The sequence below is a fragment of the Vibrio sp. Isolate22 genome, assembly GCF_022398115.1.
Classification (GTDB): domain Bacteria; phylum Pseudomonadota; class Gammaproteobacteria; order Enterobacterales; family Vibrionaceae; genus Vibrio.
Genome location: NZ_JAKEUW010000044.1, coordinates 29,102 through 43,023, shown reverse-complemented (window position 1 = coordinate 43,023; position 13,922 = coordinate 29,102). Strand labels below are relative to the sequence as shown.

Annotated in this window: 11 protein-coding genes and 2 pseudogenes; 2 read left to right on the top strand and 11 right to left on the bottom strand. The window is 43.7% G+C overall.

Annotation, left to right across the window (positions count from 1 at the left end; all coding sequences use genetic code 11):
* From L1D55_RS19945 to L1D55_RS19910, 8 genes and pseudogenes are all read right to left on the bottom strand, one after another.
* Positions 1-724 (bottom strand): annotated as a pseudogene (locus L1D55_RS19945) (IS5 family transposase); the annotation flags it as partial.
* Between the two features lie 215 nt (positions 725-939).
* Complete coding sequence (locus L1D55_RS19940; protein ID WP_239918584.1) at positions 940-2,154, bottom strand: glycine betaine/L-proline ABC transporter ATP-binding protein; 1,215 nt, start codon at positions 2,152-2,154, stop codon at positions 940-942.
* Positions 2,147-3,046 carry a proline/glycine betaine ABC transporter permease gene (locus L1D55_RS19935; protein ID WP_239918583.1) on the bottom strand — a complete coding sequence of 300 codons (900 nt, stop codon included), beginning with the start codon at positions 3,044-3,046 and terminating at the stop codon, positions 2,147-2,149. The genes L1D55_RS19940 and L1D55_RS19935 overlap by 8 nt, the downstream gene beginning before the upstream one ends.
* A 155-nt stretch (positions 3,047-3,201) precedes the next feature.
* Complete coding sequence (locus L1D55_RS19930) at positions 3,202-4,194, bottom strand: ABC transporter substrate-binding protein (RefSeq protein WP_239918582.1); 993 nt, start codon at positions 4,192-4,194, stop codon at positions 3,202-3,204.
* Between the two features lie 515 nt (positions 4,195-4,709).
* Positions 4,710-5,399, bottom strand: a complete 690-nt coding sequence (locus L1D55_RS19925) for a CpsD/CapB family tyrosine-protein kinase (protein ID WP_239918581.1) — start codon at positions 5,397-5,399, stop codon at positions 4,710-4,712.
* Positions 5,399-7,498 (bottom strand): SLBB domain-containing protein, encoded by a 2,100-nt coding sequence (locus tag L1D55_RS19920; RefSeq protein WP_239918580.1) that lies wholly within the window; start codon positions 7,496-7,498, stop codon positions 5,399-5,401. The genes L1D55_RS19925 and L1D55_RS19920 overlap by 1 nt, the downstream gene beginning before the upstream one ends.
* Positions 7,495-8,328, bottom strand: a pseudogene (locus L1D55_RS19915) (OmpA family protein). Before L1D55_RS19915 ends, L1D55_RS19920 begins: the two are co-directional and overlap by 4 nt.
* A gap of 64 nt (positions 8,329-8,392) precedes the next feature.
* Positions 8,393-8,722: an STAS domain-containing protein gene (locus tag L1D55_RS19910; RefSeq protein ID WP_105025598.1), complete on the bottom strand. Its 330-nt coding sequence runs from the start codon at positions 8,720-8,722 to the stop codon at positions 8,393-8,395.
* Positions 8,723-9,052: 330 nt separating this feature from the next.
* On the opposite strand from L1D55_RS19910, the gene L1D55_RS19905 reads away from it, so the two are divergent.
* Positions 9,053-9,898 (top strand): DNA ligase, encoded by an 846-nt coding sequence (locus L1D55_RS19905; RefSeq protein ID WP_239918579.1) that lies wholly within the window; start codon positions 9,053-9,055, stop codon positions 9,896-9,898.
* 147 nt (positions 9,899-10,045) lie between these two features.
* Here the strand turns inward: L1D55_RS19905 and L1D55_RS19900 are convergent, their stop codons facing one another.
* Positions 10,046-11,416, bottom strand: a complete 1,371-nt coding sequence (locus tag L1D55_RS19900; RefSeq protein ID WP_105024917.1) for an MATE family efflux transporter — start codon at positions 11,414-11,416, stop codon at positions 10,046-10,048.
* Positions 11,417-11,835: 419 nt separating this feature from the next.
* Here L1D55_RS19900 and L1D55_RS19895 point away from each other — a divergent pair, with 419 nt between their 5' ends.
* A complete protein-coding gene (locus tag L1D55_RS19895; protein WP_171367270.1) occupies positions 11,836-12,444 on the top strand; it encodes a riboflavin synthase subunit alpha in 609 nt (202 codons plus the stop codon).
* Positions 12,445-12,550: 106 nt separating this feature from the next.
* Here L1D55_RS19895 and L1D55_RS19890 read toward each other — a convergent pair whose 3' ends face one another.
* Positions 12,551-12,754 (bottom strand): CPXCG motif-containing cysteine-rich protein, encoded by a 204-nt coding sequence (locus tag L1D55_RS19890; RefSeq protein WP_008217868.1) that lies wholly within the window; start codon positions 12,752-12,754, stop codon positions 12,551-12,553.
* A 58-nt stretch (positions 12,755-12,812) separates the two neighbouring features.
* Positions 12,813-13,679, bottom strand: a complete 867-nt coding sequence (locus L1D55_RS19885) for a fructosamine kinase family protein (protein ID WP_239918578.1) — start codon at positions 13,677-13,679, stop codon at positions 12,813-12,815.
* Positions 13,680-13,922: the final 243 nt, after the last annotated feature.

Here is a 13,922-nt window from a genome sequence, read left to right as displayed (position 1 = left end):
CATTGAGTTAGCGAATCGTTTTTAAGTGCATCGACCACTTCATTTCGAGGGTGTCCCTCTTCCCAATAACCAGCATTTATTCTGGGAGGTATGAGAGGTTTGCAACCCTTGTTTTGCAATACTTCATGGCACTTTTTTGTGTCGTAAGCACCATCTGCTGATACGGAATGAACTTTCCTACGCAGCGGATTCAATAATGTTGGGAGAGCTTCGCTATCACCAACATTGACGAGGCTGACTTCTGCACTAMTCACATCATGGGTATCGACATCAACGGCCAGGTGCAGTTTACGCCAAGTTCTACGCTTCTCGGCTCCATGCTTCTTAACTTTCCATTCGCCTTCACCGAAGACTTTCAGACCTGTTGAATCAATGGCGATATGGCGAACTGAGCCTTTAGATTTGTTCTTGTATTTTACCTGAACAGTCTTTGAACGCTTGCTAATACTGGTGTAGTTAGGAGAGCGCAAAGGGACGTTCATCAAAGCAAATATAGAATCGATAAAGCCTTGAAGCGCACGTAACGGGAGAGAGAATATCCCTTTAACCATCAANCAATAGCAGTATCAGAAAATTGAAAGCCTCTACCTCGTTTACCATGGTGACTTTTACATTGCCATGCTTCAACGGCTGAGTCGTCAATCCAAAACGTTACTGAGCCTCGCTTGCACAAGGCTTCATTATACTCACTCCAGTTCGCTATCTTCTTCTTCGACTTACCCATAACAACACCATGCTTCTACTACATGGGATCAGATCGCAGGACTGAGAAAAGGTTCCAACTGATTTAGTCAACAACGCCCTCTAGTGCTATAAACCCTCGTTGCCTCTAAATCTAGCAGACTAAAGAAAAAGGCCACCTTGTTGCTGCTAAGTGTTAATACAGTAATTGGTTACGCCTTTGTCCAAGTTGGACTTGGACTAAGACGCTTTGTCAATTTATGGCTTTGGGAACGTTTCTACTTCTTCCTCGCTTGTTTCTGAGAAGATGTCGGCAACAGCGCTTCTCTCTAGTTCACCTTTGAGGTTACCATCTTCGTCCACGACCGGAAGAGAGTAGTCGCAAGACATGGTGTCTGGTAGCACCTCTTCAATAACCGCATCAGGTAACACTGCTGGCACTTCTTCGTATATTTCATCACTGAAATCATGAACAGAGGAGTCTTTAACGGCGTCTTGTAAGCTCTCTTTTGTGACCAAACCTTGATAGCCATCGTCAGTAACGTGATAAGCGTAATCGTGCTTGAGCATCTTCATTTGAGCCAATGCACCTTCGATAGTTTCTGAGGTGATTCGATACAAAGGAGGCTGCATAACTGTTTCTACAGTCAAAGCACGAGCGCGATTTACGTCTTTAACGAACGCCTCAACGTAATCATCGGCAGGGTTAAGTAGGATTTCATGAGGCGTGCCTTGCTGTACTAACTCGCCATCTTTAAGGATAGCGATGCGGTCACCTAGGCGGAGGGCTTCGTCTAGATCATGGGTGATGAAGACAATGGTTTTATGGAGTTTCTCTTGAAGTTCAATTAACTGATCTTGCATTTCGCTTCGAATGAGAGGGTCGAGTGCAGAAAAGGCTTCATCCATTAACAAAATTTCAGCGTTAGTACACAGAGCGCGTGATAAGCCGACCCGTTGTTGTTGACCACCAGAAAGTTGGGCAGGGTACTGATTGCCATACCCTTTCAAACCTACGGTTTCCAACCACTCATTTGCTTTTGATAGGCGCTCATCTTTCTTGATACCTTGAACTTCCAAGCCATAGGCGACGTTCTCAACCACAGTTCGGTGTGGCATCAACCCAAAGCGTTGAAATACCATCGACATTTTGTGACGGCGAAACTCTTCTAGCTCTTTAGTATTCAAGCTCATTACGTCGATGCCTTCTACCGTGATTTTACCTTGAGTCGGGTCAATTAAGCGGTTGAAGTGACGGATGAGTGTTGATTTACCTGAGCCTGAAAGCCCCATAATCACAAAGATCTCACCGCGATTGATCTGAAGGCTAATTTCTTTAAGGCCAACGGTATGACCGGTATCGGCGAGAATCGCATCTTTATGCTCGCCATTCTTAACGCGGTCCATTACAGACAGAGGTTTAGGCCCAAACACTTTGAACAGGCCACTAATTTCGATTAATGGTTTAGTCATGCTTGAACCCTCCTAGGTGGGCATTGGTTCTACGCGCATAAGTCTGTGACGCTCGGTCAAACAGAATCGCGAGTGCAACAATGGCAAAGCCGTTCATCAAGCCTAGAGTGAAATATTGGTTGGTAATCGATTTAAGAACCGGTTGTCCTAAGCCCTTAACACCAATCATAGACGCAATAACCACCATTGATAGAGCCATCATGATGGTTTGGTTTATACCTGCCATGATGGTTGGCATTGCCAATGGTAATTGAACGCCCCATAAACGCTGTTTCTTGCTCGCACCAAAAGCAGTCGCAGCTTCTAACACTTCTTTATCGACTAAACGAATACCTAAGTTAGTTAAACGAATCACAGGGGGGATTGCGTAAATAACCACGGCGATAAGACCTGGAATTTTACCAATACCAAGCAGCATAACGACTGGGATTAAGTAAACAAACGCAGGCATTGTCTGCATAATATCCAGAAGTGGTGTAACGATCGATTGTGCGCGATTAGAACGCGCCATGGCGATACCAATAGGAATACCTAGGAAGATAGAAACTAAGGTACACACAGTGATGATGCTGAGTGTCCGCATTGTATCTTCCCACATACCAAAGTAGCCAATGAGAAGTAGAGAAGCGACACAGCCTAACGCCAGTTTCCAAGAGCGACTCGCCGCATAAACTAAACCAGTGCAAACACCGAGAACGATGAACCAAGGGGTAGAGATGAGAAGTTTTTCAAACCACACTAGGAAGGAAAGAAGAGGGTCAAATAATGATTCGATCATTTCTCCATATTCACGGGAAAACTCACGATATGCGCCGTCTAGCGTCTTTTTAATTGCTCGCAAATCAGAGCGTTCCATTTCAGGGAAGCTCGATAACCAATTGCTGTCAGCCATTTTATATCCTTATAGTTCGGAGCGACTTGCTCAACACAGTGAAATGTCATGTGAACAAGGCTCCGAATCACGAATAACATCAAGTATAGCGACGTTATCTCCATTGAATTGAAGCGTAGCCATAGAGGAATATAACTACTCTCTAAGTCTTGCTATTAAAGCTCAGCTTCAACTTTCTTCGCGACTTCTTCAGAAACCCATGGGTGCCATACTTCTGGGAACTCACTCAAGAAATGTATGCTTGCTTCTTCACCATCGGCTTGGTTGTCTTCCATCCAAGCGAGTAAGGCATTCATTTTTTCATTAGTGAAACCACGCTTAGTAAAGTAGTCGTACGCTTCCGGTGCGCGCGATGCAAAACTTTCAGTGGTAATTGTATGGACAGGAGAAGGTGGGTACATAGTTGCTTTCGGTGATTCACAGCCTTCTTGGGTCGTACAGCTGATAAACTCTTCTTTATCAACGCCACGGCCAAAGTCGACTTTAACCATGTCGTATTTACCAAGAACTGCGGTTGGTGCCCAGTAGTAACCGAACCATGCTTCTTCACGCTCGTAAGCTTTCGCGATAGAGCCAGATAAACCAGCACTTGAGCCAGGGTCAACGATAGTAAAACCACTGTCTTCTAAGTTGAGTGCTTCAAACAGGTTTGCAGCACTGATTTGACAGTTCCAACCTGCAGGACAGCTATAAAATGCGGATGTATCTGGGTCTTCAGGGTGTTTGAATAACGCAGCGTTCTTACGTACACCTTCGATTGTCGCCATTTCTGGGTTTTGTTTAACTAGGTAAGACGGAACCCAAAAACCTTCTTCACCACCATTTACAAGTGCTTTACCTGCATAGCGAAGTCGTTTCTCTTCAACACCTTTATCAAGCGCGTCTTTGAGGCTGTTACTCCATAATTCTGGTGCAACGTCGGGCTGGCCTTTTTCTATCATGGATGTGCCAGTTGGCATGGTATCACCAGGGATGAGCTCGGCATCACACCCGTAACCGTGTTCAAGGATGAATTGGTCGATGTTGGCGATGAGGGTTGCAGAGTTCCAGTTCATATCTGCGATTGTTACGCTGCCACATTCTCCAGCGTTAGCATGACCACTGGCTGCTGCAACTAACAAAAATACGGAGCTTAACTTGTATTTCATATTGAGTTTCCTTTCTCTTTAATAATACAACCAAGCTAATCAAGGTCGATTGACTAACTAAATTGCTCGATGGTGATCCTTTCCGTGTTTGAACCATTTGAGCAGAAGGAGGGATGGGGGAAGTGCTTATAGAAAAATCAATAAACCGATAAGGTCGCAAAGCATAAAGTGTGTTTGCTTGATTTATCCACGGTGTTTCACCGCCATCGGATAACTTTGTCAAACTATTACAAATTCGTCAAAAACCACCTCTATTTATAATCTTAGGGAATATTCCTACGAATTCCATCTTTGACGCGATTTACATGGCACTTTAATAGACTGTGTCACATTAACGCCTAAGTTAAGTGATGGGTGGTGTTTTTAAGGGAGCAAGACCACTCAATTTGTGTATGAAATGCATTGAATGAACGTAAACATCGTATTTTCTACATTAATTTCGGTTAAAACAGAAAATACGATGAAAGTGTTGGGAGATATGTTCAGTGATTCATTAGCTAACGATAATGGCGACACTACATCGGTAGGTTGAGAAATTCGTTTTGATACAACTTGTTTGCAAAGCGTTCGCGGAGCTTTGCTGGAATAAACTTCATTCGGTTTAGTTGTCTAACCAATTCTTGTGCGAAGCTCGGCGTGTGCTTCATGTTCATGATGCAACCCATTAAAGAGATACTGTTCGCATCGAGAAGTTTCTTGGCTTGCTCAAGGTGGTGAGTCGACGTTTCGCCAAAAACCACAACCAGAAGTGCACAATCGCAGGCACTCGCAACTGACTGAGCAGGAATGTTGCCTTTGTTTACGTTAAGCAATGGAGAAGTGTCGATAATTACACGGTCATACTTCTCAAGCCACTTAGACACCGCTTTTTGTAGAGTTGCTGGATCTTTATAGGCAAGTTGTGTCGATGAAATGGTAGGGGCAGGTACACCAATAAACATTCGTTGTGATTCGATATGTTCAATCAGTTGTCCCGGCTGCTCATTATCAAGCAGGTGTAAATCTTTGAAACCAGGGTTGAATAGATTCAAATCTACATAAAGTGTTGAATGACCGGCCAATAGAAATCGCTCCGCAAGAGCTGTTGCTACTGATGTTACACCGTCACCAGAGTGACAGGCAGTGACACAGATAGAGCGTTGTCCGTTTAATTCAGACGCCAAATAGATTTGCTCAACTTCGGCATGCGTTGCTGAAATAGTCATTATAACGCTCCTATCAGTACAATCGTGGTCGTGATTCTTAGGATATCTTCCAGGCCTACACGTGCTTTTTCCATAAAGCTATCGCGACGGTCTGGAATGTAAATGGTGTCACCAGCGCGTAAAACTGGAAGATTGTAAATGTTCGCTGTTTTACTGAATTCGACTAGGTCGAACGTACGCGCTTGTCCTTGGCAACAAGACATATTAACAATGGTAATCTTTTCGACGTATGCGTTATCAGTAGGTCCGGCAGCTTCCGCTAGGATGTCTAAAATGGTCATGTTGTCGTTGAACACATATCGGCCTGGGTTATTGATTGCGCCAAGCACACGTACAGTTTCTTCTTTTGGTTTGTCTAGCCAGTTTTTATTCTTCTCGGGGATATAAATGGTATCGCCAGTGGTGACATTCGGTAGTAACGATTCATCGCCTGTTTCAAAATACAAAGACAGATTCAGTTTGCTGACTTTAGCGTATGATTTGTCGCGGTGTGTTACGCGAATATTGTGGATGTCTGCATCACCAGTAGGGCCGTCGGCTGCAGACAAAATATCTAGGAAGTGCATGTCTTTGGTGAAGCGGTAACGACCAGGAGCATTCACTTGACCGAAGATGTAGATAGAAGCGTACGAACTTTGGCGAACCCACTGTGATTTATTATCAGAAGGGTCTTGTGGTAAGTCGTGTACACGAACAATTGAACCTGCAGCGATGTAGGGCATTTGGTCACGAGGTGCGCCATTTTTGATAAACTCGTCTAAATCAAACACGACCAGTTTTCGTCCAGTTACGATTTCAATCTTTGTCGTGTCGGCACGAAGAGTTGGGCCACCTACATGAGCGAGTAAGCCCATGAAGTTCATTTCGTCTGACCATTCAATGCGACCCGGGCGATTCACTTCTCCGATTACATTTACTGCTCGGTCTGGCGCGATCTTCGACCATGATTTCTCATTCATATCTGTTTTCTCAGGAACGAAAATCGCATCACCGGCTTTAATCGCAGGTGGGTTGGAGTTAGGTAAGCCTTCTGTGTACGCCGCTAAGTCGAATCTCAGAACTCGACCGTCCGCTTTAATAACGCGAATTTGGCGCGATTCAGCAAAACGAGTAGGGCCGCCGGCATTCGCTAGAATGTCCATGAAGGTTGCACCTTTTTTACCTTCAAATGCACCTGGTGCCGCAACTTCGCCCATGACGTAAACCATATTGGCGCCAGACTTAATCTCTTCTTCTTGTTTAGGTACAAAAATAGTCGAACCTGGGCGTAACACTGGCAGTAGACTTTCATCGCCTGAATCTAAGTAACGCTTTAGGTTAAACAGTGTAGGAGTGTTGTTTGAAATTACGCGGATTTGCTCAACACTTGCGTAGCGAGTTACACCGCCAGAGCGCATCAACACATCAACAAGATCGGTATTTTCTTTATAAGTGAATGAACCAGGTGCGTTCACCTCACCAAACACTTTGATAGAGCTGCGAGAATCCGCACTATCACCAGAGTTTGCTAATTTTGCTGGGTCAAATTCTTGTTCAATATTACCAACTAGCGGTGATGCTGGTACAAATAGGGAGTCAAGGGATTGAAGTTTTGGTAGGTTAGCTTCATCATCAGAGTCTAAAAAGCGTTTGTAGTTGAACTCTTTACGTTCTGCGCCACGCTTTAAGATTAACTTGTCCAATTGAGCACCAGCACGCAGTCCGCCCGCCGCATAAAGCGCCATTTGAACACTAGAACCCAAAGCTAGTGTGTATTCGCCCGGTTGTTGAACATAACCTTGAACGTAGATGATGATTTGTTGCTCTTTCACATACACAGAAGCGTTGGATAGGTCTTTATAAGCGGTTGCCAACGCCTCTAAAACCACTTTATTTAGCTGCTGTTTGTCGTAACCTGCAACAAATACTGCGCCAACCTCAGGTAGAGTAATTCGACCACGCTTATCAACTTGGAAACCTTTATTTAATGTGGTTTCACCAGGAATATTAACTTGGATAAGATCACCCACTTGAACGGCATCAGACAACTCGTCGTTCGCTTGCAAGAATGCTGAAAAGCTTAGCGCGAATATCATGAATAAGGTGATTAATGATTTCATAGTGCACCTCCCATCTTCGCCGCATTTTCTGGTGAGATAACTTCGATACTTACTCGGCGATTGGTTAAGCGTATACCTTCAGATTCGCCTTCAAACAGCGGTACGGTTTCACCAACCGAAACGGCTTTGATACGGCTAGGGCTCAAACCAAATATAGTGAGGTAGCGCTCAACTTGTTTCGCTCGGCCTAAGGCTAGTTTGTCGTTGTACTCTTCTGAGCCTGTTGCATCTGCATGGCCCGTCACTATTAGCTCTAGAGACTTGTTGTCTTTTAAGATGTAAGACGCCTCGGTAAGCTTACCCATGTATTTAGGATTCACTTCGATAGAGTTGTGTGCGAATTGATTGTCGACATTAAGTAGATCGTACAGTTATTGGATTATCGACAACTGCATACGGAATTGGTTTTCGTTCTTAGGTGGTTCGCAACGTGCTTGCGACGTTACGTAGTCGAGTTGAAGTTCAAGCTCGTTTAAGCGTTTTCTTTGGATAACCAAATCGTTCGCTGCATCAAGCAGTAAGCCACCTTGAAGTTCTCTAGCGATTCGATTTTGCTTCTCTATTGCTTGAACAACCGCAGCAGGAAAACACCAACGTGCGCCTTCTTGGATTAAAGCGTCTAGATGAAGTTTTGCGAGTTGCCAATCAAAACGTAAGCCGTGTTCTGGACCTAGAGGCTCATCAGGCATAACCGGTGAAAAATCAGCATTCTGATAATTCATCGAATCATAACTCTCTGCCAGCCCGCCAGTGCCGTGTTCTGGGTAACTTGTGCAACCCAGAACTAACACAGACAGAGATAGGGCTATGTAGTTTTTGATTGTATTCATGCCAACGTCCTTTGTTTTTTAACTTTTTATTATTATTTTTTGTTACTTCTAGCTTAGTGGATCTTCATGAATTTGTAGGATTTTTTGAGTTAACAGGGATAGCGTGTCCAATTCGCAGTAGATTCATAATTTCTAGCGGTTGACCTGATACGTTTTCTAATCGCATGTTACGTTCACGTTCAGTTAGGCGTTTGAACATGTAAACAATCGCGCCCACACCTGACGAATCCAAAAACTCTACCTGGCTGAAATCAACTTCGATCTCAGGATGACCATCGTTTGAAATCACATCATCGATGTCCGTTTGTGCATCGCGGCTACCGGCGGCATCTAGATCACCGTAAATAGAAAGAGTTAGTGTTGTTGTGTTTAAGTCAATCTTACGTAGTTCCATAGTCTTATCTCCTTGTTTGCTTGTGTTTACCAAAGCACTGAATGTGCCAACTTTTATATCTTTATTTTTCAAATGGTTATAGGTGTGTGCTTTGTGTGTTTCATATTGAGAAAAGCCGTTTCTCAATATGAGAACTAAAAACGGTTGGATTTTTGGGAGCTGTAACGAATTGATTTTGCGAATGAAACACAATGCTAGATAAGGTTGATGTATCGATCGCATCTTAACCGAAAGTTTGAATGATGAATGGCCAGAACACCTAGGATAGGCAATGGAGCTGACCAAAACGCCAATACTGATAACTGACGATGACACAAAAGGAATTTTGAAATGAGGCTAACCAGATTGGCAATAGCAACACTGTGTGCATGTTCTGCGTTACCTTCTCATGCTTCTTATCTGCCTCCAGAACAATTGGTGTTAGCTAATACCTATAAGCAAGACATCGATGTGTCAGAGTATTGGACGAGTGAAAAACTGGACGGCATTAGGGCTCTGTGGGATGGCCAACATCTTTATACCCGAAATGGCAATCGAATTTATGCACCGAAGTGGTTTGTTAAAGAGTTACCGGATGTTCACTTAGAAGGGGAACTGTGGGCGGGAAGAAGCAATTTTCACTTAGTCCAAACAACGGTCTTAGACCACACGCCAAGTGATACTGCGTGGCAGGAAATCGAATTCATGCTGTTCGATATGCCAGGCGCAGCGGGCGACTATCAGAAACGTTACTACAACATCTTGCATTGGGTAAGAGTGATAGACGAGCCGCATATTGGGTATGTGGAGCACACACCAATTCCAAGTGAAGAGGCATTGTTTCACCAACTCGATAATGTCGATGAGAGTAAAGGCGAAGGATTGATGCTTCGTAAGATTACCAGCCGCTATCAAGCGGGTAGAAGTAATGACTTATTAAAACTCAAACGTCACCACGATGCAGAAGCGACCGTTATTGGCTACAAGACAGGAACAGGCAAGTATAAGGGGATGATGGGCTCAATTTTGGTACACACAGAAGATGGTGTGGAGTTCTACATTGGAAGTGGCTTCACCGATAAGATGCGATTATCTCCTCCTGAAATTGGTAGTCGAATTACCTTTCGTTATAATGGCTTCACTCAAAATGGTAAGCCCAAATTTGCAAGGTTCGTTAGAGAGAAAAGTGACTATTAGACACTTGTGAATAAGCATCGCGAACAAGCCTTGCTGATAACTATTTGGGATACAGAGTAAGGTGATACGGCATAAACGCAGACAGAATAAAAAAGAGCTCTGATAATCAGAGCTCTTTTGTTTAATAAACTTGTTTAGAAGAAGTGCTTAGCGAGAGCCAAACTCCAACTGTACTTCATCACTTTGTTTGTGCATCCAGTGCAAACGCATGCCCAGCATAATCGCTGCTGAAGACAAACCGACGATGAAGCCAATCCAGAAGCCGTGTGCGCCCATTGGTTCAACAACCCAATCCGTCATTCCTAAGATGTAGCCAATCGGTAGACCAAGCAGCCAGTAAGCGATAAAAGTACGATTGAAGATTGAACGCATATCTTTATAGCCACGAAGTGCACCCGCAGCGATGACTTGAATTGCATCAGTACATTGGTATACCGCGGCAAAAATCAGGAGCTGCATTGCGATGGTAATTACTGCTGTATTTTCTGTGTAAAGAAGTGACACTTGCTCTCTAAACAACACGGTTAGTGCCGCTGTGATAAACGCTGTTACCAATCCAACAATGATACCGACGTGAGTCGCGATTTTTGCGCCTTCAGTGTTGTTTTCACCAAGCTTGTGACCAACACGGATACTAACCGCAGCACCAATACTCATTGGGATCATAAATACCAATGAAGAGAAGTTAATCGCAACTTGGTGCGCCGCTACTATCAATGAGCCGAGTGGGGCGACTAACAGCGCAACTACCGCAAACAGTGTCACTTCGAAGAAAAGTGCTGCGGCGACAGGAAACCCAAGTTTAAATAAACGAACTTGAGCTTTTAACTGAGGTTTATGGAATTGACCGAAAATGTTGATTTTAGCTAAGCGCTTAGAAGTCAGCACATAGGTAAACAGTAAGCCAAACATGATCCAATAAACGATAGCTGTTGCTACGCCACAACCCACACCGCCAAGCGCTGGTGCACCAAGCTTACCGTAAACAAACATCCAGTTAAGCGGGATGTTCAGTAACAGGCCAATAAAACCAATGACCATTGCAGGCTTAGTCAAAGACATACCATCGGTAAAGCTTCTTAAGGTTTGGAACAACAAGAAGGCTGGCACTGCAAACATCACAGCATTCATATAGCCGATAGTCTTTTCTGCCATTAAGGTTTCAATATCCATCAATTGCAAAATGGCTTGAGTTTGGAAAAGAACGCCAATAATTGGAATCGAAAGGACAAGTGCTAGGAATGCTCCTTGCTGAATCTCAAAAGGAATCTTAATTTGACGACCAGAGCCATTCAGTTGTGCGACCACAGGCACCAACGCCATAAGTAATCCGACACCAAACAAAATTGAAGGAAGCCAGATACTTGCCGCGATTGATACCGCAGCCATATCGATAGCACTAACGCCACCGGCCATAACGGTATCAACGAAACTCATGCCGGTTTGCGCGATAGATGCGATCAATACTGGCGTCGCAAGTTTGATTAGATTTGAGGCTTCTTCTTTGTAACGATGCACAAATAACTCCAGATGAGACAGAAATAAGAGACGGAATGAATATTCAGAAGGAATCAGAGACACTGATCGTTAAGCTTCCATTGGACGAATCATAAAGAAATGTCACAATAACTGCTATGAAAACTTGTTATTAGGGCGTGTTGATCTTTCGAGCTGATTTTTGCAGCGAGTTGCTGGGTATTTATACAAGGCAGAGGCGTCGATGTGTAGCTAGCCTACATGAGAAGCCGATAACGTAGTAAAAATGACCAGCAAACGCTGCCCGAAGGGTTCGGCTAAAAGCGTTTTACTCTTTGTTGAGGGAGATTTACTTAGAATGACTAGGCTACTTCCCCCTCGCCGCGATTAAAACGCTTTTATCTCGAACAAAATTTAACCACGAACGGTCAGCACGCCCTAGAATGCTAAATAGGAAACTTATGTTTACAGGTATCGTTCAAGGCATGGCAACACTGGTTGCTATCAATAAAAAAGATATGTTTCAGACTCATACCATTGAGTTGGCTGATGAAATGGTAGAGGGATTAGCGATTGGCGCTTCTGTTGCTCACAACGGTTGTTGCCTAACTGTGACAGAAATTTCAGGCAACCAAATCTCTTTCGACTTGATGCAAGCGACACTACGTTTAACGAATTTAGGTGCTCTAAATGTTGGCGATAAAGTGAACGTCGAGCGTGCTGCGAAATTTGGAGACGAAATTGGCGGACACAGTATGTCTGGTCACATTTCGTTAATGGCTAAGTTAGTAGAAGTCATCAAAACCGAAAACAACCGTACACTTTGGTTTGAACTACCAGAAACATCAATGAAGTATGTTCTGAGTAAAGGGTACATTGGTGTTGATGGTTGCTCACTAACGATTGGTGAAGTGGAAGATAACCGTTTCTCTGTACATTTAATCCCAGAAACCCTGAATCGCACTCTATTTGGTGGCCGCGAAGTGGGTGACGAAGTAAACATCGAATTTGACCCTCAAACTCAAGCAATTGTTGATACTGTGGAACGTGTACTAGCAAATCAGAAGTAATTAACTGACGCATTTAATTTGCGTTGTTCGATTTACGCAGATCGCTAAATTAAAAAGAGCACCTTATGTGCTCTTTTTTGATTTTGTTGCTAGTCAGAAGCCTTGATTAAAACACTTGCTCATCGTCGGCATCGATCGACAGATTGATTCTGTCTCGCACTTCATCGACTTGCATGTCTAGATGAATGGCATTGCAACACGCAGGGCAGTCGTCGTAAAAATCTTGGCTGCCGTTGGAGGCATCGAGCGTTATATTAATACCGTGCCCGCAATGAGGGCAGGAGACATGTTTCTCTGTGTATTTCTGCATGACAAATTCTCCTCAAGCTAACTCATACCATCTGACTGCTTGTCTATTGTGACAAGTATTACACAGCCTGAATCTTCTTAATGCACGCTTCTGTTTGCGCCAGATATTCACCGCCAAATTGATTACAGTGATTAAGAAGGTGGTACAAGTTGTAAATGTCTTTTCGATCAGTATAGCCAACGTCAAGCGGCATGACGCTTTGGTATCCTTCATAAAATTCAGGCGGGAAGCCTTGAAACAATTCAGTGAGCGCTAAATCACACTCGTGGTCACCCCAATAACAAGCTGGGTCGTAGCAAATAGGACCAAATGCCGAATTAGCTACATTGCCGTTCCAAAGATCACCATGAAGTAATGAAGGGCGAGGGTTGTGGCCAGCAAGTCTCATATTCACCATATCAACGATGTCGTCAATATCCCCAAACTCGATACCTTTCTCCTTTAGCAGCTGGAGTTGGAAACCGATGCGTTGTTCTGAAAAGAAACGCCCCCATTTTTTATGCCAGGGATTTGGTTGAAGTGTGCTGCCGATGTAATTGTCTTGGTCGCAACCAAACTCTTTTTGCTCACCCCATTGATGAAGTTTGGCAAGCTGGACACCAAAGTCGTAACTGTTGTTGCCTGTCTCAAGTGGTTTAGTAGGCAGATAGTTAAGAATGATAAATGAACACTCTTTAGTTTTACCAATCAGCACCAGCTCAGGCACGTAGACTGTAGAAGTATCTCTTAATAAACGAAGGTTCTCAGCTTCAATCTCAAACTTAGGTAGGAACTCTCGCTGATTCACCTTAACGAAGTAACGTTCATTACCGTCGCTGATCATATAGCAATCGTTAATGTCACCACCAGGCACTTTAACGCGCTCGGTAATCTGGAAATTGAATAGAAGTGTGTCTGAAAGCTGTTGAGAAATGGCCTGCCACATAGGAAATCCTCAATGAACTGTTGGAGTGAAATACTATCGTTTGATAGCAATAGTTTAGGACAAATCTGCGTGATTTATAGACGTTCTGGTCAATGTTCTCAGCACTAGTACAAGAGAGTACCGATCAATTAACGGTTTTGTGAACTCAGACTGTGCGAATACCTTTGATAAATCAGTAAAAAGTGAGTTACCAACCGCGAAATAGTTGGAACAAACATCACGTGCGACACTAAATAACGTTAC